The organism is Alteromonas sp. ABH4_457 (assembly GCF_056160625.1).
This window is the reverse complement of sequence record NZ_JBSWXN010000004.1, coordinates 509,622-535,139: the sequence shown is the minus strand read 5'-3', so window position 1 is coordinate 535,139 and position 25,518 is coordinate 509,622. Positions and strand designations below refer to the sequence as shown.

Genomic DNA, 25,518 nt, shown 5'->3' with positions numbered 1-25,518 from the left:
ACAATACACAAGTGACTAAACAACAAGGGTAACTTCGCAAAGTTACCCTTTTTAATTTCCTTTCAGTAAACTTCCTGAAATTCCGCTTCAATCTCGGCGAGATATTCCATAATTCCATCTTCCAAGTTTGTCGCACGATTTCGAGTACCTCGAAGACTAGCTACAGCAGGTTCAGCAGCCAACATTTGTGTGCGCTCAGCTGTCATGGAGGGGGCTATCTCAGACAATTCATCCCCCATTATCGAAGACGCAATAACAGATGCCACAACAAAGATTTGCTTCAGCGTAAGTGGACTAGGATAAGAAGACTCATTCAACTTAGATAAGCTTAATGAGCACTCTGAAAGTGTTTTGTTCTCAAGGACGGAAGTAGCAATAACTGACATAGCAGCATCTGACACCCCATACTTGATCATACATGATTCAATACTCAAATTATTCATAAATACCTCTGATAAATACCATCAAAAGACCGAAAAATGGCACTTTTGTATACTGATTAAAGCAATTTTGGTATAATAGGTCAACTAAATTAATCTGGTATTTATCATGAATTCTAAGTTTGTAAATAGTTCCTATCAGAACCCTGACCGCTATTGTTTTTATGATCATGAAAGCACCGGCACCGATACTGTTAACGATCAGGTGGTTCAGTCTTGTATAATTGAAACTGATGGAGATTTGAACCTTATTACTGATAAAAGCGGAAATCCGAAAATTACAAAGTTCTACGTCGCCTTGCGTCCAGATGTGATACCTCACCCCGAAGCTTTTATGGTACACAAAATTCCACCCAGCATACTTTATGGTAAGTCAAATCAGAACTTGCTAACGGAATTTGAAGCTGCAAAAAAGACTCAAGATATATTTATGCAAACAGCAAACACATGTGTCGCGGGCTTTAATACCATCTCTTTCGATGATGAACTAAACAGACAGATCAATTTCAGAAACCTGCTAGACCCCTATGCACAAGAATGGAAAAACGGGAATCATAGAACAGACATTTATAAACTTGTAATGTTAACGAGGCTCTATGGTGAGTCAGCACTCAAATGGCCGACAAAAGAAGACGGCTCGGTATCTTTAAAACTTGAAGATCTCTGTAATGAAAATGGGATATCTAACGGTGTAGCGCATGATGCTCAGACTGACGTACTTAATACCATCGAGGTAGCAAGACTTATAAAGAACAGAAAGCCAGAACTTTTTGCGAAATTCAAATTACTTTCTGACAAGAGGTATACTCAGCAGCTCCTTAAGAGCCAGAATATATTGGTTCATACAAGTATGTTTGTTAAAAGAGAAAACTACAGTACAGAAATGATGCTTCCCGTTTCTGTAGATCCTGTTAACAAAAACCGGTTTTACGGAATTGATTTATCTACAGATCTTACATTTCTGCTTACCGGCGACCCTCAGGAAATTGCGCATGAACTGTTCACTAAAAATAATGACAAAACTCATACCCCCATTCCTACAGGTATTAAAACCATCGTATCCAACAAACTTCCACTGCTGACCTGCCCTCAGCCTAAAGGAGCTGAGCCTAGCGAAGCGGGCTATGCAAGAGTGGCAGACAAAGCAAATATAGACTGGGACACAGTAAAGAGAAATGAAGAGATTGTTAAGAAGCACCTTGTCCAAATCAAAAGAACTATAGGAATGGTATTTAATAAACCTCCTTCAAGTGAGGTTAAAGATCCTTCTCTCAGTCTGTACAGTGGCGATTTTATGACAGATGCCGAACACTCCATAAGAAGTCGCCAGAGGCTTATTGCAGACCCCATTACCAACAGGACGTTTCTTGAGAGTGAAGATGTCGTAGACAAATTCAAGCCTTTTAAGATGAACATGGATACCCATGCACAACTCTTTCTAAGAGCAAAATGGAACACGTTCTATCAAAACCTGCTAAAGAAAAATCCGGAAGTGCATGTTGACCCAAACGAAATGCTTTTATACAGGGATTATTTGAAAAATAGGCTGTTCAATCCAGAAAGCGGATTAGGCATTACAGTCGAGCAATACAAAGAACGCTCGAATGCCGTTAGAGTCGAATGGGACTTAACAGAAGATGATCTGTCACGCCTAGAAGATTTAGATAACCATGTCGACAGAGTTGTTCAACTTTACAACTTCATAAACGAGAGATGCCAACACTTACTTCAAAAGGCGGCTGTGATAAGGAACGCCAACCCAAGTGAATATGAAAAATGCTTCAATGTAGCATTCAAGCAGTCAACTTGGGCCAACACCAGTAAAGATAAAGAAGTTGAAGAAAACAATTTATCTCCGCTATGAAAAATTGTTGACATTAATACTGTGTTGTGCTAGTGTATATTTGGGTTGAGAATATAGCGCGTATTATACGCTAGTATTCCACGCTGCTTATGCAGCACACAACAGGTAATTAATTATGCCTTTAGCTTTTGTTTTCGCATTGGGCTACTTTATCCTTATGCTATGGCAAATGGATAACATCAGAGATGGATTCCAGTCAGTCGCCGTCATGCTTTCAGGTTATCACGAAGAGTTCTTCGGAAGAACAATGTACTCTTGGGTTCTGGTGACTCGCGATTTAGTCACAGAAGGTATCTCAGTAGTTGTTGTTCCTGTAATTCTGGCGTTACTAACAACTGCTCTTATCGGAAACGAGAATGTAAGCCAGTGGGAAAGTGACTTAGATATGTAAAAAACCTAGCATAAATTTTTATGCTAGGTTTTTTATTTACTTTGCTACTAACTATTGGTAGCTAGGTGTTATCAGTTCTCGCTCTGTCTTCCTTCTTTTTCTTAAAGTTTTCAAAGACAGTTTTAAAATTATCACCCGCACTACCAAATGCATTTTCCTTTGCGTCGAGCTGCTGGGATGCTCCGCTTATTTCATTTTGCCCGAATTGTGCATTCACTCCCTGACCTACCCAGTTAAGAATAGCTGTAGGCAAACTATCAATAGACTTTATCGAATTAGATAAGACTTGATGCAGTGATGTAATATAGAGAGCAAATATCGCAAAGAAAGCGAATATATCGTCGACTACAGCACTTTCAGCCTGACTCCAGAATATTACATTAAGCACCATAAAACTGTACTTAGCAACGTATATAGCTGCAACTAAACCTACAACCATTAAGGCAGGTCGCAAATATACAGAGGCGAGCAGTATAATAGCGTTTTGGAATCGCGTACCGCTGATACCTTCTCCTTCAGGTGTTGCCATCAGGATTACTGCCAGCGGCGTCGCAACAACAGCCTCGATAACTATCAATAGGTAGGCACCAATAAGAGTTATCCAGAGTAAAGCTGGCATCATCGGGATGTAATATGCGAGCGTCCACGCCATTGCAGTAATAAGCGTAAGTGCTATGGTAAGAAGCTCTACTAGGGACGCAAGTGACGCCTTAACTGAGCCAAATACTGCGGCACCTATAGCGCCAGCGCCAAAGAATCCGGCAGCACTTGAATTAACACCATTCTCTAACGAGTCAGTCGTATAAAGCGCAACATTAGCCCCAAATTTCACCATCCACAGCAGATAGCGTATATCATTCATGCCGTGCCCGATATCTGCCGCAAACTGGAAGGGGTTGTCAGCATCGAGTCCTAAGCTACTGCCTGACTCAGCACCACTCCAGAATTCACTTGTTTTTGAACCCGCAGCAGCGAGTATTTCGATTGTTTGCTTACTTATTGCTTCATCGACAACTTTAGAGTTTAAATCAGTATTGACGCTTTGAGTCGACACCATAGGAACAACCTGAGCATTTACACCAGCATCAGGGAATCCGTAAGATCTCTCAGAATCAGTGCCATTCAAATAATTTGTCCTATAAGCATTTTTGTACATGAAACTTATAAGTTCGATTGAAGATGAAACAAGCGCCTCTTCTCTGCACTCTTTGCAGTTAGCTAGGTTGAAGGTATTGCCTGTAGCATTCATTGCTGCTGCTGCTTTAGATGCAAGACCCTCAAGCTTTGCAATCTTGTAGAAGAATGATCCAGCATATACCCAGCCCCCTTTCTTAAGCTCAGTACGCATGTCGGCGAGATCCGGCGAGCCGTCTGTGCTGGTACTCACCCATTTATCCTCTACGTTCTGAATAAATGCATCCACAAGGCGACGATATTGGACAGTTCTTTCTGCCACCTTCAGGTGAGTACTGTAGTCACTACCACTGATACCTTTAGTGGCAATATTATAAATATTAAGCTCTTCCTCCTCATCCTCCATCATTGCGACATATTCTTGTGCAACGGACTTAAAGCTGAACTTTTCAATAGAGACTGTTCCAGTAGCAATGCGAATGACACCAGTACTTGTGGCTGCGTACCCAGAAGTAGCAGCAAGTTGGTTGGCCATTCTTTGTCTCTGGCGATCTGCCGAAGAACTATAACTCCTTTCTGATTTTATAAAATCAGTCAGGAAAGAGTTAATGAAGTCAATATAAGCAGTTTGAAAATCATACAGTCTTTGTTTCGCCTGAGTTTCAGCAATGTTCACATATGTTGAAACAAGCTGCTTCTGCCCAGAAGAAACGTTACTTGAGAACTGAGTAAAATTATCAAAATTTGGAAGCATAAAGTTAATAGTTCCGCAGCTTCCATCCATAAAACTAATTTTTTCAATGTATCTATCTACCGCCACACCTGCAAGAGCAGTCGAAATCCCAGAGGCAAAAGAGGTCTTAACATCACTGGTACTGATCGTCTGCGTTCCGCCATCAGAGTATCTTACGGTTACAGCATTTGCCGTTGTTAAACTATATCCATCGGAAACTGTCTCTGTACATGCCAGAGATACTGTTGTGTCATAGGCTAGCTTGTAAGGCTGAACATAGGATGGCTTGTTAGTGGTAAGCTCTAGCGCAGTGTCGACGGTCTTATTCCACACAAAAGTAGCTGATGTCGATGCCATAATTACTAACTTTATGACAATCACCTGCGCAGTTGATAGGGCCATGCCACCAGCCTGACTCGGAACCAAAAGGCCGAATGCCGTAGCCGTCCTTATTGGCAACCAATAGCTATTCCATTGTTTTCCAAGCACCTCCCCCGTTTGAGCACTATTAATAACAGAAGCAACCGATACGTAAGAGACGATAATAATCCCAAGAATCAAGGCAAGAACATTTGTATAACCAACAACAGTTGAAAGAAGAGTCGCCTCTCCAGAACCTCCAAAAATGAAATCCCCCCACATGCCTTTGAGGATTTTATGGAAATCATCACCTGCCACTTCTTCAGCCGTAAGAATGTCCTTTATATCATCTGAGTCATCCGCATATGCATAACCTGCCACAGACACCTGTAGCACTAATACAACGAAAAACCACTTTAGAAATGCTTGCATTATAGGTCTCCGTAGCGGTTGATATTAAACACAGGAAGGGCTAGTCGCTTATGAAGTGACAGCGCGTTCATAAAATCAGAAAATGTCAACAGAACAGGTTTGTCCCGAGATTCCCAATTTGCAAACACGAACCTCGCCTTCCATGCCTTGAAGACAGACAGCGTATAGAAAATGCCGAACATCCCAAAAATCATCAAAGAGACAATTAGTGAAAGCACATTTAATGAAAACACGACAAACAGAAGTGTATATGCCCAAAAGAATATCAAAATCATCTGATATCTAACCAAGCCCTTGTACCGCTTGGTAAACTCCTCTTGAGATACATTTGAAGAGACAGCGGGTCTGGTGCTGACGGAGCCGACTTCCTGCTCATAGCTATTGCGCATAGAGTTGAAGGTTGAAAAGACATTCAGCTTTCCTAAAACCTGTTCGCGAATAACCTTAAACGGCCTTTTTATCTCATGAAACATAAATAAATACCCTATTAAATAAAAGCAGGACGCAACTTAGGTCACGCAAAACAAACCAAATCCAAAAGATGCCTCTAAAGCGCAACCCACCTTGGTGAAATGCATAGCAAAGACACCTGCAATCATATGAACAATTGCTTTTGAAAGATTCGAATTTCCTGAGTCGGCAAAGTTTTGCTTTCCCGCATCTTTAATTATATAAATACCCTTTAAGAAACTTAATACGCCGATAAAATACATTACCGCTAAAATCGCCCCCATGGTCTCTACAGGCATCATTACGTTTAATATTGAGCTAGAGCCAGAAGTCCCTGTGATCGCAGTTATGGAGGAGGGATTCAAAGCAATAAAGCTGTTATCAAAAGCAACGTTCTGATCAAAAAGAGTGTCATAGAATGCCGTATAAAGAACTCCGGACATAATCAAGCCAAGTCCCGAGAACATCCCCCATAAACATGCATTAAGAGGATACTGATTCGGATTAAAGGCGTTCTGTCTAATTCCATACCACGCCATTCCAAACATGATAAAGCCAACCAACCTTCCCGCATTTACTGCAATACCCGTATAAATCTCAAAATCAGAGAGAAGATGACTGTAATCAAGAGCAAACGCCCGAGATGGCAGTAATGAAATAATCAGGAGAAGCCAAATCCTCATATCACTTATCCAACGGTGTTGTTTCTAAGCCCAGAAGGGATGCTTGAATCGTCTCCATCCGAAGCTGAGACTTGTACTGCAACACAGCCATATGAACAAGAAATGAGTCCATAACAGCCATTTCACGCTGCACCTGTTCAATGTTGTAGGTACTTGCCTTAGCCACATCCACATCTGTATTGCTTTTATCTGCATGTGCAGCACCGATTTTCAAAAGAAACTCTGGGTCGCCATACCGGTTGTTATCAAAATCCTCAAGCGATTGAAGCAGCGAAGGAAGCGGGTCTGTTTTTTCTGCATCTGCAAACTTACTTGGCATTGTCATTTTGAGATTTTCTGAATAAACATTGAGGACAATATCCTTCATCATCTGTTTTCTTTGATGCTGTAAATGCGCCTCTCTGCCATATTTTGTGTTAAATGAATCTGCTGCTGCGGGAGCCTCCTCAACGGTAGGCTGAGCAAGAACTGCAATTGCCTGTTTCGCAGCTTCAAGATCCTTACCTGTAGGAACAGTCGTCTGATAACTATCAATCAGGAAGCGCGGGTCATAACATTTACTCTCTGATGCATCTGCGTAATCGCCAGTCACATCAGAATCAGTATTTGTAAGCATGACTTCACAGTTAAAAATTCTGTTCGCAGTATAGCTTTGAATCTTTTCTTCCTTCTCCTCCGGCGTATCGTTGCCGTTAGGGCGAGAATCTTTCGCTTCAGTAATTACTTCATCGATAATCGAGTCGCGATAGCACTCCATATCAGTACTCATAGTGAATGAAATCTGACCTGAATCCTGACAAATATCAAAAAGAGGCTCTTGCTGTCTGGCCACTTCAGAGTTTCTCAGGTTTTCTGCCAAACGCTGCTCTGCTATGACTTCCTGTGCAGCTGTTGCCGCCTCTGATTCCAGACCTAACTTCGACAACTCTTTCTCAAGCATTCTTTGCGCCTGATTCTCAAGCTCTTCTGCAATTCGGTGCTCTACGTCCTGAAGGTTAGTAAATGAGTTCTGTAGTGTATTAAGTGGATCGTTAAATGTAGCGCTGACCGCTACACCAGACGCCATACATGATGCAATACCAGATGCGATTAATACCTTCTTAAATAGCTTTTTCACGTTCTAACCCCAGACCTTGCTCAACCTTGCTTTCATAAGTACTGTGCTCAGAAAGCCCCTTAAAGAACTGATCTCGCGTAATGCCATGTCGGTCACGAAAAATATCCGCCATGATATTCATATTTCGGGAAATCAAAGTACGTCTGTGCTTATTTCCGCCCATATGCTTAGAGCGACCAAACCCCAAGTCTGCGTGTTCGACCTCAGCTCTGGTAACAAACCTAGCGGCATCTGCCGCAGAAGTTGAAAATTGGTACTTCATATAAATACACCTTACACATAACTAGACCCCGAATGTGCGAAATCTATTGAATATATGATCTATTAATTCTAAAATAAAATCAATTAAAAAGTGGTATATTCGCTTAAGAGGTATTTTACGTGGCAACAATAGAAAAATATTTTGAGCCAGAGACACAGGATGCTTTTTGGAAGGCGCTTACGCCTGACGTAAGAGGATTTCTTGATGATCTAGAGAAGCGAGAATCTTGGACATATTCATATAATGAGTTCTCTGACTTATTCACCAAGCTAGCTTCTGCATTACCAGACATTGTTAAGCTCCCACTGGAGCAGGAGCAGCAGGAAATCATTCACAAGCTGATACCTGTTCTTTTATCAATGCCGCTTCGGCAGTGTATAAGCGCAGTAGCTTATCTTGACCGGTATGGCAGCACAGAGACCAACCCTGTTGGATGGGGGGTGGTATGTTATTTGGAATCTGCTGAAATGATGAGGGAAGAAAGCACCCCGCAAGAGCAACAGGTTTATTTTCGGATATTTTGTGGACGAGTTCAGGCATTTCTCCATAGGTCGATTTGCGTTGATTTGTTCATACACTTAAACAAAGAGGTAATGGAAAGTGTTAATGACTAAGAAATCAAGTACCACAGCCGCACTTATGGCTGTCTTGGCGTTGTCGGGACTTTATTTTGGTGGAACTGAAACGGCGGAAGCCGGAGAGTGCCGTCTGAAAGTCAGAAGTCGTGCGACTGATGATATAATTTCAGAATATTGTAGAACGCAGGCCGATACTACCAGCCCTGATATGAACGCCGAAGTTGGCGATCCGGGCTGGATTCCCTATTTCTTCGAAAATCCTGACTCTTGTGATCTCGGACTAAACTTCCCCGGTCTCCCTGACTTCGGTATCGATATATCGAAAATAAATTCTTGTCAGATCCTAAAGGCCGTATCTGAAAACGCAGTAAATCAGGTTAATGAAAAATTCAGTGAACTGGAAGATGGTATTGACGAAGCAGTCGGCGATGGCGAAATCGACCTCGACCTCAATGAAGATGTTCAGACCCGAATTGACTAAATAGCATCAAAATGAAGCCTTTAGTTATCTACGAATCACCCAACAAATACAACCTGTTCAGAGACCTGTTCTCTGACAGGGATGTAGGATTTTGTTATACACAGGGACGTATTTTTGACCTGCCTAATGACTCATTAGGGCTGGACAACAAGCTTAACCCTGAACTAGTGGCCATAAGCCCTAAACGTGAAAGCGTAATAACCAGTAAAATTAATTCTCACAGCGAAGTGCTTTGCCTTACAGATAACGATGCAGAAGGCGAATGGATAGCACAACACATAAAAGATATAGCGACATCCTGTGGAAAGAAATTTTGGAGAGTCAGAACCAACGCTCTCACCAAAGACGACCTCAACAGCGCGATAAAAAAGGCCAGTAGTGAAATAGATATCGGCCTTATGACCAAGGCTGCATCTAGGCGTTTACTTGATCGAGTAATAGGTTTCTATCAGAACGAAGACAAGATGCTTACGCGAGGCAGAATTCTTACTCCAGCAATCAGCGCTATCCACCAGCAGCCTACATTACCAACGCACGCACTGCTTTACTCGAAGGAAGGCACGCAGGTATTGTTTGAAGGAAAAGCGGAAGATATCCACACACTAAAGTCTTCATTAGAGTCCGCCTCAGAGTCAGTTATTACCGACTCCACCAGTCAGACAGTAGGCTTATATAATACAATGGACTACCTGAAGGAGCGGTCACTACTATCAGGAAAAGATCCCTGTGATTCGTTTTCAGAATTACAGCAAATGTACGAACAGGGATTGGTATCTTATACACGCACATACAATCAAGCATACGAAGTAATGAATGGCGAGCATTCTGGCATCTCAGCCCTTGATCTTGATGCAGATGAAGACTCTTCATCTGAAGGGTTCTCAATGATATTGACAAGAACACTACTGCACCGCAAACCGGAGCGCTTTAAAATTAGCGTTCCAACTCTCTCTAACCCCATACTTCGGGTTTGTAGAGATAACAATATAAATGTAATTTCCGCGCACACAATCCATGAGGTCTCAGACAGTCATCATTCGATGCCAAAACCTGTATATCTGTTTAAAGGCACTTCCATACCGAGAAGAGGTGCTGAGATAAAAGTGTTGGCCTTTAATCAGGATTTCCAGCTGCTACGTCTCTTGGACTCAATGGAGCTAGGGCAGCCATCCACATTTCATTCACACATCAAGAAACTAAGGGAGTTTACGAATTTTGAGAACAGTCAGTTGAGATTGAACTTGAAGGGCATGAGAATAGCGTTACAAACAGACTCGCTATCATTATTGCTGACCACACCCAAAATCACTAGATCCCTTGAGGAACTTCTGGATAATAATACTTTGTCTATTGAACAGAAGAAGCAAAAATGCTTAAATATACTTCGCATTACACCCTCTGATGACGGGACTTTTGTTCTCAATAATCAGGGGTTTTAATTTACGGAGAATTTTATATGTTTAAGCAAGTAAAGAGCGCCATCAGTATTTTATCTAAGTTCGACCCCTCCATCATCAAAGTGGCTGGTAGTGTGGTTAAGCGCATTGGGAAAAATGAAGTGGCTCAGATGATTCGCAGTGAAGAAGGTCGCAAAGAATTTGTTGGTCGTGTGTTCTTCCAGCTCAAACCAGAAACCAAGGCTTCAATGATCCGCAACGCTGGTTCCGAAGAAAGTGCAAAGCTGTATGTTGAAGAAAAAATTTCCGCGTATTTTGAAAATCCAAAAAACGCCAAGCATTTTGATAAAAAACTGAAGAAGCAGGCGAAAGCGGCTTAAACGCATAGGTGATATCATGAAAATAAACAGGAACGGAAAAATAGCGCTTGGCATTATTTTAGCCGGTGTGTTGGCAACAGGCGGTTACGCCTATTCAGAAATGAATAAAGAGGTTACACCAAAGGGGTACTCTTACTCTGTCAGTGGCCATATCGTTCCTGATATTGATATCAAGCTAATGCCAAAATCATCCCCTAGACTGCAACCTGCAATGTATCGGGATGCAACAGGTGCGCTTGGCAAGTATGCATTAGGATTTAAGCATCTTGTGGACAATTTCAAGGTTCGCGAAAATGTAATGACTAAGCGCCCATTGATTGAATATGTATCGTCTGATAAAGAAGGTGTAAAGCTTCAGCCTAACGGCATTGCAGCCGGTATTACGTTTAACGGACGATCAAACTTAAACCGCATGGTTTGGGACGAAGTTACTTTCGGGTTATTAAGCTCTTGGTTGAATACTTCAGAAGTTGAAAAAATTTCTGATCTTGTATTCGGCGATGCTGTCAGCAGCGACATCGGCTTCCCTCTGGCAATCCTTTATGTGCAAAGGCAGTTTTTTGAGAAAACTCTGTTAAAAGATTTTGGCGCAAAATCAGGATATAAACCTATTTTTGCTGATTTCTCTTACCTCTATGGAAAATATATCGCAGAAGGCAAACCTTTCGAAGACAAGGCATTGGAAAAATTACGAGAGAAAGTTTCACACAACGTTGTTGCAGTGACAAAGTATCTTGCATCCGAACAAAGCTCCGGAGCCGGAAGCGTCAATGAAAAAGCCGTCCTCCTGCTGGAGTTCTACATCAATGAAGATTTGAAAATAATCAAATCCTTAGAGAGAGATTTGAAAATGGTGACTCCACCTGATAACTCCTTGAAAGAGGAAAAGCGAAGAGCCAGAATGGAAGCAGAAATTCGTCAGGAGCAGTTAATCCAAAATGCTCGTGACAAGGCTGCAAGAAAATCTCCAGCCATGCAAAAACAGATCATTCGTTAACCAAAATTGGTTAAAACCCTCTTCAAGCCCGTTATTACGGGCTTTTTAGTTGCATTTTTTAAATTTATGGTTATTATAAGTTCATAGCTCTCCGCTTACACAACAATCTGATCCATTTTTTACTGAGCCAACTATCCGCTTAGGTATACACAACATATCGAGGTTTTTCCATGAACATGAATATGATTGAGCAAGTTCTAGCAAACTCTGTTATTCAAAGCTCCCCTACCCCATTAACCCAAGATCATGTTGAGAAAGTACTTAGCTTGGTTACAAACGAAGGAAAAACGGCAGGTGAAATTTCAAAACAGGCCAATATTCCAAGAGGGACTATCAACGCCATCTTGAATACAGCCTCGGAAATTCCAGATTCACACATTGTATGTGAAAACAGAGCTTTTCGAATTACCGATGAAGGCAAAACATCACAAAACACCCGCGCCACAGAAAAACAAAACACCGTTAAAGAAGCAAAAGCGGAAACAAAACCAGCAAAACCAGCAAAATCAACTCAACCAGCAAATATTACAAACAAGCTTCTTAATGATACAATAATCACACTACAAGAAAGACCTCAGACTGCCTCAAATCTGGCAGACGAACTTAATTCCACCGTAGAACAGATAGATCAAATTCTGAATTTTCTCGTTGAAAAAGGAGGTCTAACTGTAAACAAGGACACTGAGTGGGAAGAAGATATTTACATCTTCAATGCAGAAGGCTATTCAAAATTCATTAAAGAAAGAGAAGAGGCCAAGAAAAAAGCTGCGAGCGAAAAACCAAAAGCAAAACCTGAAAAGACTCAGGCAGCTAAAGCCACGAAAAAGACTGCCTCATCAACCAAATCCTCAACGCCAGAGCTGGTGCCAATCGAAGAAATGGTACTGGATGTCATCAAAAATGCTGAAGGCGGAGTCATTAAGCTGAATCGAATTCAAGGAAAGCTTCCAAATAGCTTTACTCGGGTTGATATCAACGATGCAATCAGCAAACTGGAAAAAGAAAACAAAATATTTAGCCTCAACAAGAAGGTCAAATTCCCTGAATATACAACTGATGCAAAACTCGAAGGTAGCAAAGATCCAGCTGTTAAGGCAAAGAAAGCCGCAGCCTTAAAAGCGAGCAGCGAAACAAAGGAAACAACGCCCACGAAATCTGGTAGCGAAACGACAAAAGCAACTGCAACCCAAGCAGATAAATCCGCGAAGGCAAAAGAAGCGAAGGCAAAAGAAGCGAAGAATACTGACAGCAAACCATCACCAGTTAAACAAAAAGAAGCAAAGGCTGACACCAATACCGACACGTCAGTGGAAGAAATGCCTAGACCAGTACAGGTCAGTACAGAGCTTTCTGATCTCCCTGAAATCGCAAACCTCCAAGCGTCTCTGGCCGAAGTGCTGCCGATGCTGGATGAAACAAGCCGCTATCGTATTGAAGTTGCCATCAGCAGTGTGGAAAAGCGTCAACAGAAACTTAAAAATGCTCTTGTAAACGCTTTCGGATCTATGAAAGATATCGTAAGCGAAATCTCGTAATCAAAAAATTAGAAAAAAGTAAGCACGCTTCGGGTAACCAAGCGTGCTTTTTTGTGCTTCAAAATGCTGTGTTTTTATACAGAAAAAACCGCCGCTCACTTGACATTTAGTTTTTTTGTGTTATTCTATATAGACACAACAGCAGAGGGTATTAAGTTGAATATTAAGCAATTATACTTAGCATCAGTAGTGATGCTTGTCTCCGGCGCGGCAATCGTTCCACTCTCCAGTATGGCTGGGGCAGGGCTTGTCTGGTTATCTGTTATGACAGTAGTTCTTTCCACTATATCATGGTTTGCTAGTCGGGCTTATTTGTTTGCACTCAAAACAATAAACCGGCACCTAAAAAAAGCACCGGTTTTCGCAAGATTGGGGCGAACTTGGGGGCATTAGCTCCCCCCACACTCCTGAATACCTTCGAACACAGATAAATTCATTACCATTCCATCTTTTGTATCTAATTTCGCACTCGCAAAAACCTTATTTCCGCTTAGTTTGTCAGTCAGGCATATTTCACGCACAACAAACGGAAATTCCTTTTTTTTAAATTCAGAAGCATCAGGATTCAAAACATCAACATCAACCATGCTTAAATCGTAGCGCAATGCCTCATGAAAGCTTTCTCTTGCGATAGACAACACGAGTTCATTAAAGTGCTTTGTGTAGCTCACAACAGCTTCAGGATTAGAAAGGAACTGTTTCTCCATTACATTTACACCATTCAGCTCTTTCCAGTAGATGTCTGAGCGAATCAGATACCCTCTATCGTCTGATAAAACAGGGAGGAAATTAATATTCTGTTCTCTGCGCTTTAGAGCTTCAAATTTATCATATCCGCTATGATGCCCGACACCCAAAACCGCTCTCACTGGCGGAGTAATCGTACTTTTCCTCTCTTCCTCATTGTGCGGCTTAACAACAGCATAGCTCATGTCTTTAAAGCCAGAAATATCTACACTGCCATCACTGCCCTCTTCTGCTGAGGAATAATCAAAACTTAATTGCTCATGCTGATAAACAGTGCTTCTTTCGGCATCTCCCCAATACCGCGCATTAGAGAGTTCAGGATGAGAATCCACGAAATCAGCACCCAAAAGGGGAGCCTTCTTAATATCCGGACTTGCCTCACTCTCCACCTGAGATGCATCCTGCTTACCGAGAAAGCGATCTTTTGTGCGTTCCTTAGCCTGAACCATGGAAACGCTCATCGCCAAAACACTTAAAGCTAAAAGTACTTTCTTCATTATCGTTTATTCCCAAATTCGTCGTAAAAATCATTTAAGCGGTTCTTCCAGTACGAACGACTCGAACCTGCTGTGGTACAAAGGTGGCCCATAGCGTAATTAGCAGGGAACGCTGTTTGAAAAGTAGCAAATTGAGAAGCTGTCATTTCGTAGAAAGTATCCTCAATATGATTCTCCAAGCGGCACAGCATTACAGGCTTGTTATCATGATTTGAAACAGGTGCAATGCCCGCCATCATGCGGATTTTATTTGTAAGTACACCAGTGGACTGTAAAGCAGATGCGGAATTCATCACCTGATAACCAGAGCGTCTGGCAGGCATATGACTAATTTCCACATCTCTGTAGGCTACATCATCAAGAGAAAATAAACCGTCCTGCTTATATATCACGACACCATCATCAAGACGCTCTCGCTTAGTCCATAAATTTCTAAAAGACGGGATTTTACTTTCAAGCATACTCATTGTGATATGCGTTACTGTTAACGCCTGAGAATCCATCACATTTACGGGCGCAGGTGTATGCGTCGCTGCCTTAACAGAAGTTGTAAACATGATTGATGCGAGAATATATTTTAATTTCATCGTATTTTTTCCTTAAAGACCTGATGCAGAAATCTTAAGCATAGGGAGGATCGACATGCCGAAGAGAACGCCTGCACCTATCATAAGGAATAGCGCCGCGATACCCTGAAGCACAGGGGCTGTCATTGCAATACGACTTGCATAAATAGCTTTGTACTGTTCTGCAATTGCATTCAGTGACTCAGCAATTTGCGAGCGATCTTCCGAAGTGGATAATGCCGCTTTGTCTGTAGGGTGTAAGCCATACATAGCCTGTGCCCATTCTTTACCTCGGTTAACCGCCGCTGCGGCAGCTTTAAAGTCTTCTTTCATCTGCCCCTTGCGTGTAGCATCAGCTGATATAGTCAGTGACTGCACCATGCTTACACCAGACTCAATCAGCATCGAGAGGCCAAAAATAGCGGTATAGTTGTTCTTGGCCAGAATCAGGTCTTTAACGATAGGAATCCCCATAATCACCCTGTCAGCCTTCTGCGGCACATTTCCCGGCCCTACCCGAGACAAAGCGGACATAAACATTACGAACATCAAAAACAGAATAAAAATACCCATGAAAACAGCAGAGATGTCTGCAACCATCTTCCAAAAGTTAACCGTTGCTTCGACCTCTTCCCATTTCATCTGAATGATATCGGAGGACAGCATTTTGGGAGCAAAGAAGAATCGCGTACCAAGAATAAGGATTGCTGCCACAAAGAACGAAGAAAGACCGCTCCATATACCTGACCCTGCACTCTTTTTAATGCGATCCATCTCCATTTCGAACTGAGCTGCATTTTTTAGCGCTTTGGACGTATTGCCACCCCGCTCACCAGCCTGAACAAGCGCAATAACCTGAGCACCGAAGTGACGGTTTCCAATCTTCTCCATCGCTTTACCGATATTATCGCCTGACTCAACCATATTGAGCATGCGACCACTTACCTTGCTGATTGGCCCTTTAAAGGTATCACGCATAAGGCGAAGCGCCTGCCCCGCACCTACACGGGAGGCTAACATCGCTGCCAATCTTTGTAAGAAGATCTGGCGCTCAGAGTCATCCATTTTGATTTCAAAGCTTTTATACCAAGGCTGTTTGTCGATGGCGACAACCTTCCCCATAGTTTTGGCACGACGAAGCGCCTGCTCCTTTGACTCAGCCTCAACAATTTCTTTTCGAATTTGACGTCGCGACTCAATCTGAACAATGAATTTGATATTCTTAGCCATAATAATTACTCGTACTCGCTCATATCAATCTTGCCTGCCGCCATCAGCGCTTTGTCCCGTTCATTCATACCGTTCTCAAGAACTAAGTCAGTTCCTTCAACACCAAATACACGATACATCTCTCTAATGTCCGTATCACCTCGGGCATACTGGTTATAAGCATCTTGAGCCATGTTCTCCCACCAGATATCATCGGTAGTCAGCAGGCGCTTTACATCATCGAAACTTTTGAAGTAATTCGCCTCCGAAACGATGGTTCGTGATGAATAGCCACGACCAAAACAATGCGGACAATCCGGATTTTCGCCATAGCAGGTCTTGCAGATAACTTTCATTAGCCGCTGAACCATGATGGCTCGGAGGATCTGTTTTAATTCATGCGCTTCAACACCAATGTCGCGCAAACGGTCAATGGCACCGCGAATTGATTCAGTATGGAGCGTACCGATAACCAAGTGTCCCGTCTCGGCAGCTTTCAGTGCATTTCGAGCTGTTTCAATATCTCGAATCTCACCAACAATAATGACATCCGGATCGCCCCGCATGAATGCACGCACACCACGGGCAAAGGTTAGGCCTATAAGTTCATTTACGTTAATCTGCGTTACGTAAGGGATAGAGTACTCAACAGGATCTTCGATTGTGCCGATACACTTACCAAATCGGTCTAAGTGTCGTGTCGTAGCGTTCAGAGTGGTTGTCTTACCAGAACCAGTCGGGCCACAAATCAGACACAGACCTGATGACAAACTTGTACCCTGACGCCATGCCTTCAGGTTACTGATACCTAAATCGGTAAGTTTTTTGTTTGCGTTTTTCGGGTCAAGCAGACGGATTACAACTTTCTCACCCTCACGCATAGGAATAGTCACCACACGAAGGTCGATGATGCGCCCGTTATATTCGTATGAAAACTTACCATCTTGGTCGATTCGACGTTCAGCGATATCCATCCCGCACTTATCTTTGATTCGCGAAACAAGTGACATGTGCTCATCAAGCGTGCCTTCATAAACAATACTTCGCTCACCCAAAACCCTAAAGAAAACAGTGTATGAGTCAGTCTTAGGCTCAATGTGTATATCAGACGCACTCTGAACAACAGATTGATGCAGCAGGTTTTCTAAAACAGTTTCTTCGGAGTTTTCGAGACCTGTCAGCTTATCCAGATAATTCTCGATGTCTGTCAGGTTGGCAGGTGTGAACTTGATGTTCAGACCCTGAAAGTAGCGTTCCAGCCTGTATCTGACCTCATTTTCAGAACTCATTGTCGCGATATAAACAGTCTTGACTGTTAAGGCCACAATCTTTGTTTGTGTATCCCAAAGGATATCTGCTGGTACATGAGGAACAATTAGCTCTTCATCAAATAACGCATCATCAGTAACTTCAACAAGGGCATTAATTAATGTGTCCTGATCGATAAAACCATTTTTCACGAGCGCCTTACCTAGTCGCTCTTTTGTAATTTCAACTTCAGTAACACAAGCCTCAAGCTCAATCGGCTTAACCAGCTCGTGCCTTGTTATATAATCACGTAATTTCTGATCTCTAACTGCCACAAATAAAATACTCCGTATAAATAATGCCGCTCATTATGCATTAATTAATGACACAATTCCAGTTGCTTCGGTTCACACCCTTAAAGGTATCCGATGTCGGCTCTGATGTATTGCCGCTCACCTGACCATTAGCATCGGTAAATATCACCCCATCCCAGCATGCACTTGATGCGACTATACCGGAACCTGTGCCAACTACAAATTTTGCGCCGCCTATATCCTGAACACCAATCACAGGAGCGCTGCCGGTTGCAGCAATCGAAGAACCTTCAAAGTCAAGCGTCCCACTTCCACCTAACATAACAGCCACATTAGGAGAACTGGTGAATGTCATTGCGCTATTGTATAGCGTAAAATCTGACAGCATATAGAATGCAGCATCAACAACATTCTGAATGGCAATCGGCCCACCAACATAGATTTCACTACCCTTGTCACCACTAATAACAGCATCAAGTGATGATCCCTGAGACATCAAACTTCCCGTCACCGTAAGCTTTGAGCCATGACCAAAAACCATCATGACACCGCCGTTGTTAAAATTACGCATGGACAGATCATTAATAGCAAGGTCTGAGTTCTGAACATCAAAAGCAAGCCCGCCCATATAACTTCTTAAATAAAGCTCTGAGTTTGGCGCATTAAACGAACTGTTTTTGATGGTAACAACATCACCATATGCACTGATATGAGCAATATCAACTACAGAGACAGTGGAGTTTTCAAATTTTGCCAGAGGAAGATTTGCGTTATTCAAAGTCACTTTAGAGTTAATAAACTCAAGTGTCATGCCCAGTCTGAATGTTACATTACTTAGATTTACTGTCACGTTCTCAAACCGCAAAACAGTTCCAGTTGCCATTCTGTCAAACCTACTGACATCCATACCCTCGCCAAAAATATTGATGACCTTTTCCTTGCTACCAACAGGGTTCACAAAATTAATTGTTTCAGTAAGATAATAACCGTCAGCAGAAGGCGCATTCACGGTAAATACATCAGGAAGCACAGAGGGCCATAATTCCGCCTCCGCATCAAGCGACGTGCCACCGGATTCAAGCACGACACTATCAGCCACATTACTAACCACCATTGCGTTGTAATTCAGGCCGTACACTACACCATTGTAATTGACAGTATAGTAACTTTTATTGATAGAGTCGTAACGAATATCATCACATGAAAGCTCGTCAGCACTAGGCAGTGGGGAAATAATGGCTGCAACAAGACCAGTACTTGTGGGATCTGCGTCAGCAGCCACTGAGGCTACATACTCGATACCATCCGCACCCGTTATAAGCGTACCTGAGTAGGTATTACCTGCGCCCGATTTAAAAGACGCTGTTCCCGACGCTTCTGTCCTTGCATACGGACAGTAGATGTAGTCATTTCCCCAGCTATTCACCTCCGGAAGATTAATTTGTGACGGAGGCTTCATGTAATCAATTTCACTGTTTGTTACACCATTCGGTACAACTAAGGTTCTGTTAACACCATAGGGCCGCATAGCAGACTGAATAGAAGAAACCCAGCTCGTAACAGTTGTGCGCTCTGAAATAGATTTATACAGCTGATTGCTGCTATTCATCATATTCAACTGAGTATTATATGAAACCGCAACCACCCCCAGCACAAGGATAAGGATAATGAATAGTGAAAGCATAAATAAGGACTCCTTATGCCTTAATAAGATAGATAAGGTTAAAGCTGGCTGGGTATGCCAGAGGCGCAGATATTTCGTCTAAACTACTACAAGATGATGTTATTTTGATGCGAGACCCCCCCATATCACCCTTAAGCCCCGAAGCAGCCATGTAGGTTGAAAGCGGAACCTGACTGAAGCTTAAGCAGATCCCGAAACGCTGACCCACTGAAGGGACACTATAGGTAGAAAACTGCTCAACTACAGTGCCTGAGGTTAAGGCCGGTGCATCCACAAGCGCTGGAGAAACTTCACCAACCGAAACGGGATTCTTACCGAACAAAACACTAAACTGAACGACACCGGACGCATACTCCGACAAGGCAGACTGCAAAACTGCTCGTTTTTTCTGTGACTCCAGTCTGTCCGTATCCACATAGTTGGAGCCTGCTGCCATGAATACTGAGAATATAGCGATACCGATTATAGATAGAATAAGTCCGTACATCGTAGAATACCAAGTTAAATAGTCGGGCTATTATAAACAGAAAGGTCGAAAATTGAAATAAAACTAGGTGATTTTACAAACAAAAAAAAGGAGGCAAAGCCCCCTTTTTTATACTTTCAGCTCGATTACAGAGCGAAAGTCACAACGTTGGTGTTAGTGCCAGCAGCACAAGTCAGGCCGTTTGCAGTGGCATTAACGTATCCACACACTTCATCACTGATAGCTTCGTCCACATCGGCAGAGTCAGAAGTAACAAGATCAGTGCCAGAGATAACCCAATCAGTGATAGGCGCAGCTTTCAGGTAATCGTCAGTTACCAGTTCAGCGATGTCTAATGGAGCAGTACCGCCGTTCTCTACACGGTGCATGTCATATGCGCCGGAGATTTGCTGCGCTTCGTTGGCCAGTTTTGCTGCCTCAGCTTTCGCAGAACCTTCAGTCAGGGCGTCGCCACCGTAGAAAGCAGAAGTCAGAAGCAGAACAGCAGCCAGAGCGATAGCGATGATAGAGATGATCAATGAAAACATAAATAAAATACCTTATATAAATACCAAATTTCAAAGTGTTTACCGAGTGCTCCTCGGCAACTGTGGTAATATTAATACGTGGTATATTTAACGTCAAACACTTTTTGTGAAAAACTTCTGATTTTTATTGAAAATAACTGCCTCGAACTATCTTTGTCGCTCCAACCTATTGATATAATGGGGGAATATACGAATCCCTTATGTCGAAAAAAATGTGAATAATTTCATATTTTCCCGATTAAATAGGTTGTTTATATAATAATGCGCGTTGCGTGGCTTTTTTGGGTCTCGAAACGGGGCAATTAAAGTGCAGCAATTAAGCATTAAACACAAAAAAGCCCGCTAGACGCGGGCTTTTAACTTTAGGAGGCTTAATTCCAGTTTCGCTCTATACGTGGGTCTATATGTTTATCGTCATAAGTCAGCTCGAAATATAGGCCATTATGCCTTACAGGCTTCGCTTTATTGCCAGACAATTCGGCGACGTTACAGTTTTCACCAAAACACATCTTGGTCAGCCCTAACCCTTCACACTGCGATTCAACCTGAGATACCATGTTGAATTTACCTTCCCACTCTTTGAGACCGTGAGCCAAGAAAGTAACAGTATCCCCCTTACGCTCAACAGCCATATTCATGTAAGTCTTGTTGTTGGCAAAGTTAACTGCACAGAAGTTAATCTTAGCCTCCTTCACCCTCTGGTAATTTACGGGCTTTACAGGTTCAATAAAGTGCATTGCAGAGAGACCCATTGCCCCGAACCCCACGAGAGACAACAATACTCCGGAGGTAATGTAAAAACTTTTCCCTAAAATATTCATGGTTGCACCTCAACTTCTAAGTCCTCAAGACCTTCCCCTTCTTCCTGATAGATAGGGGCTGTATCAAGTTCAAGATTTTCACCAACAGCATTATCTGGGTCGACAATTTCCCCTTCAGCACTGTCTTTTTGAATTTCAATCTTTCCCTTCTCGACTGACCATACTGGGTTAGCTTTAACATCATAGGTAGCAGACTTGAAGAACTCTGTCGATAAATCCAGTGAATACATTTGTTTCTTCAGATCTCCGACATAATCCGTAGGAAAGTACTTATTCATATTGGTAAAGAAAATATTCTCCTCTTTATCCACTACAAAATACTTGTACGCTGAAGATGCACCCAAAGTAATTAAACCGAGCACAGCAATTGTCAAGCCGAACATGAAAACACCAAATCCTACAGACTTAATTGGTGATAGCTTATCCACTCCTGTAAGTATGTCGTAATCTTCAGGCGAATTCGACACTGCATCAACATCATCGCCCGTCAGTTTGTAAGTAACAATATTACCACTACTGTCTGATGTCAGGCGATAAATTGAGTCAGAAGTAACAATCATAGGGTCAGGGTAATTGTTGGCCAACATGTCACCAAGAAAACCCCTGCCGTTACCACTTTGATGAATCTCATACAGATACCCGTCGCCATGCGGCAACATTTGGTAGGTCACATCGTTTAATGACGTGAACTGCTTTTCAGCTACCGCCAAAATATGTTTCTTGAGACGCTTCTTGTCTTTGATTGCGTAGAAATCAACATAAACATCCTTAGGCAGGCTAAACTCAGCTGATTCACCATAATCATTGTCAGAAACACCTGCACCTTCATCAGATGAGAGGGTATCATTCAGCTCCTTAACATGGCCAGCGTCATCCTTTTTTGACTTAAACAAACCCATAACCCTACTCCTTAACCACGATGACCTGATCTTGGTCAAAATCACCAAAAACAGTAATGGTTGGCCTCAACAAAATGAACATCGCATTGCGTGAGATAACAAGATTCTGACTGGCTGTCTCGTAGTCCTTTAAGAATGCCAGATTCGAACGGGAATCCGCGATCTGATTGTAAGTAATACCACCAACAATCACTGGCTCGCCAGCCCGAAGCTTAACGATATCCTTGAATGACTGCTTTTGTGTATTAGGGTATGAAATAGTACCCAGCTGGTTACCTGCTTGAAGCTCCATCATGCCGAGAAGAGAACTCAGCTCCAGCTGGATATCGATAGTCACAATCTCAGAATCAGAGCTGTAATATGGTTTAAGCGTCAGATCTAATCCAATTTCCAGTGTTTCCACGTTGGTTGTGCCGAAGCCTGTGCCATTAGTGTAGCCACTCTGAGAACTAGCAGTACCTACATTATCAATATAAGGCACTTCATTAATCGACTTGATGCCGACCTCTTTACCGGACAGTGTTTTCATTAATACGCTTTGTTTTGTTTCAGTATTACCATAGGTATTTAGAAAGTTAATCGCTGCCGTAAAATTCAAATCACCCTTTAAAAGACTCAGCGAGCCACCGCCGTTTGTTAGCGACATCAGAGCTTTGGTTTCAGACAGGCTGCTTGACAGGAAGCTACCTACAGAAGAGCCTGAGGTTGAAGTATCATCGCTATCCGTATCAGTCGTAGAAGTGTCTGTCGTACTGGTTGTACTCTCACTTGACTCAAAAGCACTCGCATTACCAATCGTGGCATTAAGAGACGACCAGTCAAAACCGCGATTCAGGTTGTTATCAAGTGCTACAGTAACCACAGAAGCTTGGATGCTAATCATTGCAGCATTAATACTCAGACGCTCAACGTAGTCAACAATGCGCTCATGACTACTAAGAGGGGCGCTGTAAAGAATAGATCCACTCTCAAGGGAAAAATGCACATTAGAGGCACCCAGCTTTTCCAGTGACGTCTGAATAGCTGTTGCGAGGTCTTCATCCTGCGGTATGCGAAGGATATAGTCTGACGCCTTTTCAATTGTCAAAACATTTCCACGCTTCCAGTTGAAACTAACGTTGTAAGCTGAGCTTACAGCATCTAAGTAGTCACCCAGCTTCCCTTCAAAAGCAAAGAGAGCAATAGGCATGTCGCGTACTTCTTTCTCGGGAATAACCGCATAAACTCCGAGCTGATCAAGCATAACCGCTAAGTCTGTAACGGTAGATTCAGGAGACAGGCCTGTCGAAATATCAATATTCTTGATAGCTGTAGGAATGCCATTGGGTTCTGCGATAACCAGACCACCATCAACCTTAAAAAATTTGATCGCAGGTTCTTTTGCCTTCCATTCTTCAATCATTGGATTTGCATAGTAATCATTATCTTTAATTACCTCATCATCCGCTGGCATAGAGGCGCAGCCTGATAACAACATGGCAGCCGCCACAGAACCCAGATAAAATAGCGATTGTCTCATAAATAATCCTTAAAAATTCACGTCTTTGAGTGCAGGCAGAGAGGTTGTCAGTGTTTTCACTGGCTCAACGCCAGATTTATCGAAGATGTACTCTCGCGCCTTTGTGTCGAAATAAAGATGCGTGCCGTTAATAAAGCCACGATACACAACTGTCTCGCTTGACAGGCGAGGGTCTACAAATTTCTTTTGGGCACCAAAATGATCTTTGAAACCCGACATCTCCAGCTCATCCATTGAAGATTCATAGGGATTAACAGCCGGACTCTGAGGCTGGACTACCATCGCCTTATCAACGGAAACTGTTTTAATTTCTGGACGCAAAAATGGATTTGAGTTGTCAGCACTTGCCTGAAAAACCGCCATTAAGGAGGCGGTCAAGATAATTACATTGCTAAGCTTCATAAATATAATACACCTTAAAAAAATGTCGCCTAATAATAGAACAACTAAAAAAAACCTGCAACAAATGCAGGTTATAAATGAAGTATTAATTGGTCTTACGCGGCTTGCGGGGCGATATTACCCCCTGTTACCGAGACTACACCATCACCTTTTACCACAACCACAGCACCACCTTCCATACTTGGCAAATTAAAAACAGCGTCATCAAGCAGATCATCCACCAGCTTATCAAGTGCCCGTGCGCCACGAGAAGATTCTAAAGCTTGCTCGGCAATATACTGAAGGCCTTTGTCTTCAAAAATCAAATCCACACCCTCAGACGCGAATAAAGCTGTATAGTATTTAACGATTGAGTCTTCAGGCTCAACAAGGATGCGCTTGAGAATATCAACAGTTAGATCATTCAGCACTGTCGTTACCGGAAAGCGGCCAATAAACTCAGGAATCATGCCATATTGAACTAAGTGCTCATCAGTCAAACCTTTCATGCCAGCTGACTCTTTTTTAGATGAGGAGAGACTTGCACCAAAACCAATGCCTGCACTCTCTTCGCGAGTTTCTTTAATAAACGACTCAATCCCAGCGAAAGCTCCGCCTGCGATAAACAAGATATTTGACGTATCGAACTGGATATTCTGTGCTGATGGATTTTTTCTGCTACCCGTTACTGGAACGCTTACAACCGTACCTTCTATCATCTTAAGAAGCGATTGCTGAACCCCCTCACCTGAGACATCACGAGTAATGGAAGCATTCTGAGACAACTTTCTTATTTTACAAACTTCATCAAGGTAGATGATTCCATTCTGTGCTTTTTCCACATCCCAGTTAGCCGCCTCAAGTAGTCGTTTGAAAATCGATTCAACGTCATCACCCACATAGCCTGCCTCCGTAAGTGACGTACAGGAAATATCAGTAAATGGAACACCCAAGAATTTTGCCATAGCTCTGGCAAACTGCGTTTTTCCCGTTCCGGTCTTACCCACCAGAAGGATATTACTCTTGCGCTTAAGCTTACCAGTAGGGTCTGATATAGTTTTTGCATGTCGATAAACAGCATTAGCGATAGCACGCTTGGCGTGCTCCTGACCAACCACATCTTTGTCCAGATATGACACAATTTCAGCAGGTTTCCTAACTAAGTCGGTGACAGTCTCGATTGACGGAGACGGTAAACCATCCCATTCATCTTCAGCCTCCGGATAAAAAAGGTTGTTAGCCTCTTTTACACAGGCCTTGCAAATAAAAGCAGGAAAACCATCAGATGTTACACCAGTTATTAATTCCTGATTAGCAACCTCTGATTTTGGCTGTTGGCAAAATGAGCAGCAAATCTCTTTATCTTGCACATCTGAATCTGACAT

The 25,518-nt window shown here is 42.5% G+C and carries 26 protein-coding genes; 8 read left to right on the top strand and 18 right to left on the bottom strand.

The window, feature by feature from the left end:
• Positions 1-62: 62 nt before the first annotated feature.
• Entirely contained in the window at positions 63-443 is a 381-nt protein-coding gene (locus ACXAGR_RS12535) for a hypothetical protein (RefSeq protein ID WP_474850725.1), read from the bottom strand.
• 106 nt (positions 444-549) lie between these two features.
• On the opposite strand from ACXAGR_RS12535, the gene sbcB reads away from it, so the two are divergent.
• Entirely contained in the window at positions 550-2,304 is a 1,755-nt protein-coding gene (sbcB, locus tag ACXAGR_RS12530; protein WP_474850723.1) for an exodeoxyribonuclease I, read from the top strand.
• 115 nt (positions 2,305-2,419) lie between these two features.
• Positions 2,420-2,695, top strand: coding sequence for a hypothetical protein (locus tag ACXAGR_RS12525; RefSeq protein ID WP_474850722.1), 276 nt, complete (start codon positions 2,420-2,422; stop codon positions 2,693-2,695).
• Positions 2,696-2,756: 61 nt separating this feature from the next.
• On the opposite strand, the gene ACXAGR_RS12520 is transcribed toward ACXAGR_RS12525, so the two are convergent.
• Genes ACXAGR_RS12520 through ACXAGR_RS12500 form a run of 5 tightly spaced genes read right to left on the bottom strand, consistent with a single transcriptional unit; the run spans position 2,757 to position 7,866 of the window.
• A complete protein-coding gene (locus ACXAGR_RS12520) occupies positions 2,757-5,354 on the bottom strand; it encodes a DotA/TraY family protein (RefSeq protein WP_474850720.1) in 2,598 nt (865 codons plus the stop codon).
• Positions 5,354-5,827 carry a hypothetical protein gene (locus tag ACXAGR_RS12515; RefSeq protein ID WP_474850718.1) on the bottom strand — a complete coding sequence of 158 codons (474 nt, stop codon included), beginning with the start codon at positions 5,825-5,827 and terminating at the stop codon, positions 5,354-5,356. The genes ACXAGR_RS12520 and ACXAGR_RS12515 overlap by 1 nt, the downstream gene beginning before the upstream one ends.
• A gap of 36 nt (positions 5,828-5,863) precedes the next feature.
• Positions 5,864-6,487: a hypothetical protein gene (locus ACXAGR_RS12510; protein WP_474850716.1), complete on the bottom strand. Its 624-nt coding sequence runs from the start codon at positions 6,485-6,487 to the stop codon at positions 5,864-5,866.
• Between the two features lies 1 nt (position 6,488).
• Positions 6,489-7,604 (bottom strand): hypothetical protein, encoded by a 1,116-nt coding sequence (locus tag ACXAGR_RS12505; RefSeq protein ID WP_474850714.1) that lies wholly within the window; start codon positions 7,602-7,604, stop codon positions 6,489-6,491.
• On the bottom strand, positions 7,588-7,866 hold the full coding sequence (locus ACXAGR_RS12500) for a hypothetical protein (protein ID WP_474850712.1): 279 nt from the start codon (positions 7,864-7,866) through the stop codon (positions 7,588-7,590). The genes ACXAGR_RS12505 and ACXAGR_RS12500 overlap by 17 nt, the downstream gene beginning before the upstream one ends.
• Before the next feature lie 119 nt (positions 7,867-7,985).
• Between ACXAGR_RS12500 and ACXAGR_RS12495 the strand changes: the two genes are divergently transcribed.
• The 6 genes from ACXAGR_RS12495 (at position 7,986) to ACXAGR_RS12470 (ending at position 13,234) form a co-directional block, all read left to right on the top strand.
• Positions 7,986-8,480, top strand: coding sequence for a hypothetical protein (locus ACXAGR_RS12495; RefSeq protein WP_474850710.1), 495 nt, complete (start codon positions 7,986-7,988; stop codon positions 8,478-8,480).
• Positions 8,473-8,925, top strand: a complete 453-nt coding sequence (locus tag ACXAGR_RS12490) for a hypothetical protein (RefSeq protein ID WP_474850708.1) — start codon at positions 8,473-8,475, stop codon at positions 8,923-8,925. The genes ACXAGR_RS12495 and ACXAGR_RS12490 overlap by 8 nt, the downstream gene beginning before the upstream one ends.
• Positions 8,926-8,936: 11 nt before the next feature.
• On the top strand, positions 8,937-10,364 hold the full coding sequence (locus tag ACXAGR_RS12485) for a toprim domain-containing protein (protein ID WP_474850706.1): 1,428 nt from the start codon (positions 8,937-8,939) through the stop codon (positions 10,362-10,364).
• 17 nt (positions 10,365-10,381) lie between these two features.
• Positions 10,382-10,702, top strand: a complete 321-nt coding sequence (locus ACXAGR_RS12480) for a hypothetical protein (RefSeq protein WP_474850704.1) — start codon at positions 10,382-10,384, stop codon at positions 10,700-10,702.
• Positions 10,703-10,718: 16 nt separating this feature from the next.
• Positions 10,719-11,699 (top strand): hypothetical protein, encoded by a 981-nt coding sequence (locus tag ACXAGR_RS12475; RefSeq protein WP_474850702.1) that lies wholly within the window; start codon positions 10,719-10,721, stop codon positions 11,697-11,699.
• A gap of 170 nt (positions 11,700-11,869) precedes the next feature.
• A complete protein-coding gene (locus tag ACXAGR_RS12470) occupies positions 11,870-13,234 on the top strand; it encodes a hypothetical protein (protein WP_474850700.1) in 1,365 nt (454 codons plus the stop codon).
• 389 nt (positions 13,235-13,623) lie between these two features.
• Here the strand turns inward: ACXAGR_RS12470 and ACXAGR_RS12465 are convergent, their stop codons facing one another.
• From ACXAGR_RS12465 to clpX, 12 genes are all read right to left on the bottom strand, one after another.
• Positions 13,624-14,478 (bottom strand): hypothetical protein, encoded by an 855-nt coding sequence (locus tag ACXAGR_RS12465; RefSeq protein WP_474850698.1) that lies wholly within the window; start codon positions 14,476-14,478, stop codon positions 13,624-13,626.
• Positions 14,478-15,065 (bottom strand): hypothetical protein, encoded by a 588-nt coding sequence (locus tag ACXAGR_RS12460; RefSeq protein ID WP_474850696.1) that lies wholly within the window; start codon positions 15,063-15,065, stop codon positions 14,478-14,480. Before ACXAGR_RS12460 ends, ACXAGR_RS12465 begins: the two co-directional genes overlap by 1 nt.
• Before the next feature lie 12 nt (positions 15,066-15,077).
• Positions 15,078-16,274, bottom strand: coding sequence for a type II secretion system F family protein (locus tag ACXAGR_RS12455; protein WP_474850694.1), 1,197 nt, complete (start codon positions 16,272-16,274; stop codon positions 15,078-15,080).
• A gap of 5 nt (positions 16,275-16,279) precedes the next feature.
• Positions 16,280-17,836, bottom strand: a complete 1,557-nt coding sequence (locus tag ACXAGR_RS12450) for a GspE/PulE family protein (protein ID WP_474850692.1) — start codon at positions 17,834-17,836, stop codon at positions 16,280-16,282.
• 40 nt (positions 17,837-17,876) lie between these two features.
• Positions 17,877-19,499, bottom strand: a complete 1,623-nt coding sequence (locus tag ACXAGR_RS12445) for a hypothetical protein (protein ID WP_474850690.1) — start codon at positions 19,497-19,499, stop codon at positions 17,877-17,879.
• 13 nt (positions 19,500-19,512) lie between these two features.
• On the bottom strand, positions 19,513-19,986 hold the full coding sequence (locus ACXAGR_RS12440; protein ID WP_474850688.1) for a hypothetical protein: 474 nt from the start codon (positions 19,984-19,986) through the stop codon (positions 19,513-19,515).
• 125 nt (positions 19,987-20,111) lie between these two features.
• Complete coding sequence (locus ACXAGR_RS12435) at positions 20,112-20,513, bottom strand: hypothetical protein (RefSeq protein WP_474850686.1); 402 nt, start codon at positions 20,511-20,513, stop codon at positions 20,112-20,114.
• Positions 20,514-20,884: 371 nt separating this feature from the next.
• Positions 20,885-21,334: a hypothetical protein gene (locus ACXAGR_RS12430; protein WP_474850685.1), complete on the bottom strand. Its 450-nt coding sequence runs from the start codon at positions 21,332-21,334 to the stop codon at positions 20,885-20,887.
• On the bottom strand, positions 21,331-22,233 hold the full coding sequence (locus ACXAGR_RS12425) for a hypothetical protein (RefSeq protein WP_474850683.1): 903 nt from the start codon (positions 22,231-22,233) through the stop codon (positions 21,331-21,333). The genes ACXAGR_RS12430 and ACXAGR_RS12425 overlap by 4 nt, the downstream gene beginning before the upstream one ends.
• Positions 22,234-22,237: 4 nt before the next feature.
• Positions 22,238-23,752 carry a type II secretion system protein GspD gene (locus tag ACXAGR_RS12420; RefSeq protein ID WP_474850681.1) on the bottom strand — a complete coding sequence of 505 codons (1,515 nt, stop codon included), beginning with the start codon at positions 23,750-23,752 and terminating at the stop codon, positions 22,238-22,240.
• A gap of 9 nt (positions 23,753-23,761) precedes the next feature.
• Positions 23,762-24,154, bottom strand: coding sequence for a hypothetical protein (locus ACXAGR_RS12415; protein ID WP_474850679.1), 393 nt, complete (start codon positions 24,152-24,154; stop codon positions 23,762-23,764).
• A 95-nt stretch (positions 24,155-24,249) separates the two neighbouring features.
• Positions 24,250-25,518, bottom strand: a complete 1,269-nt coding sequence (clpX, locus tag ACXAGR_RS12410; RefSeq protein WP_474850677.1) for an ATP-dependent Clp protease ATP-binding subunit ClpX — start codon at positions 25,516-25,518, stop codon at positions 24,250-24,252.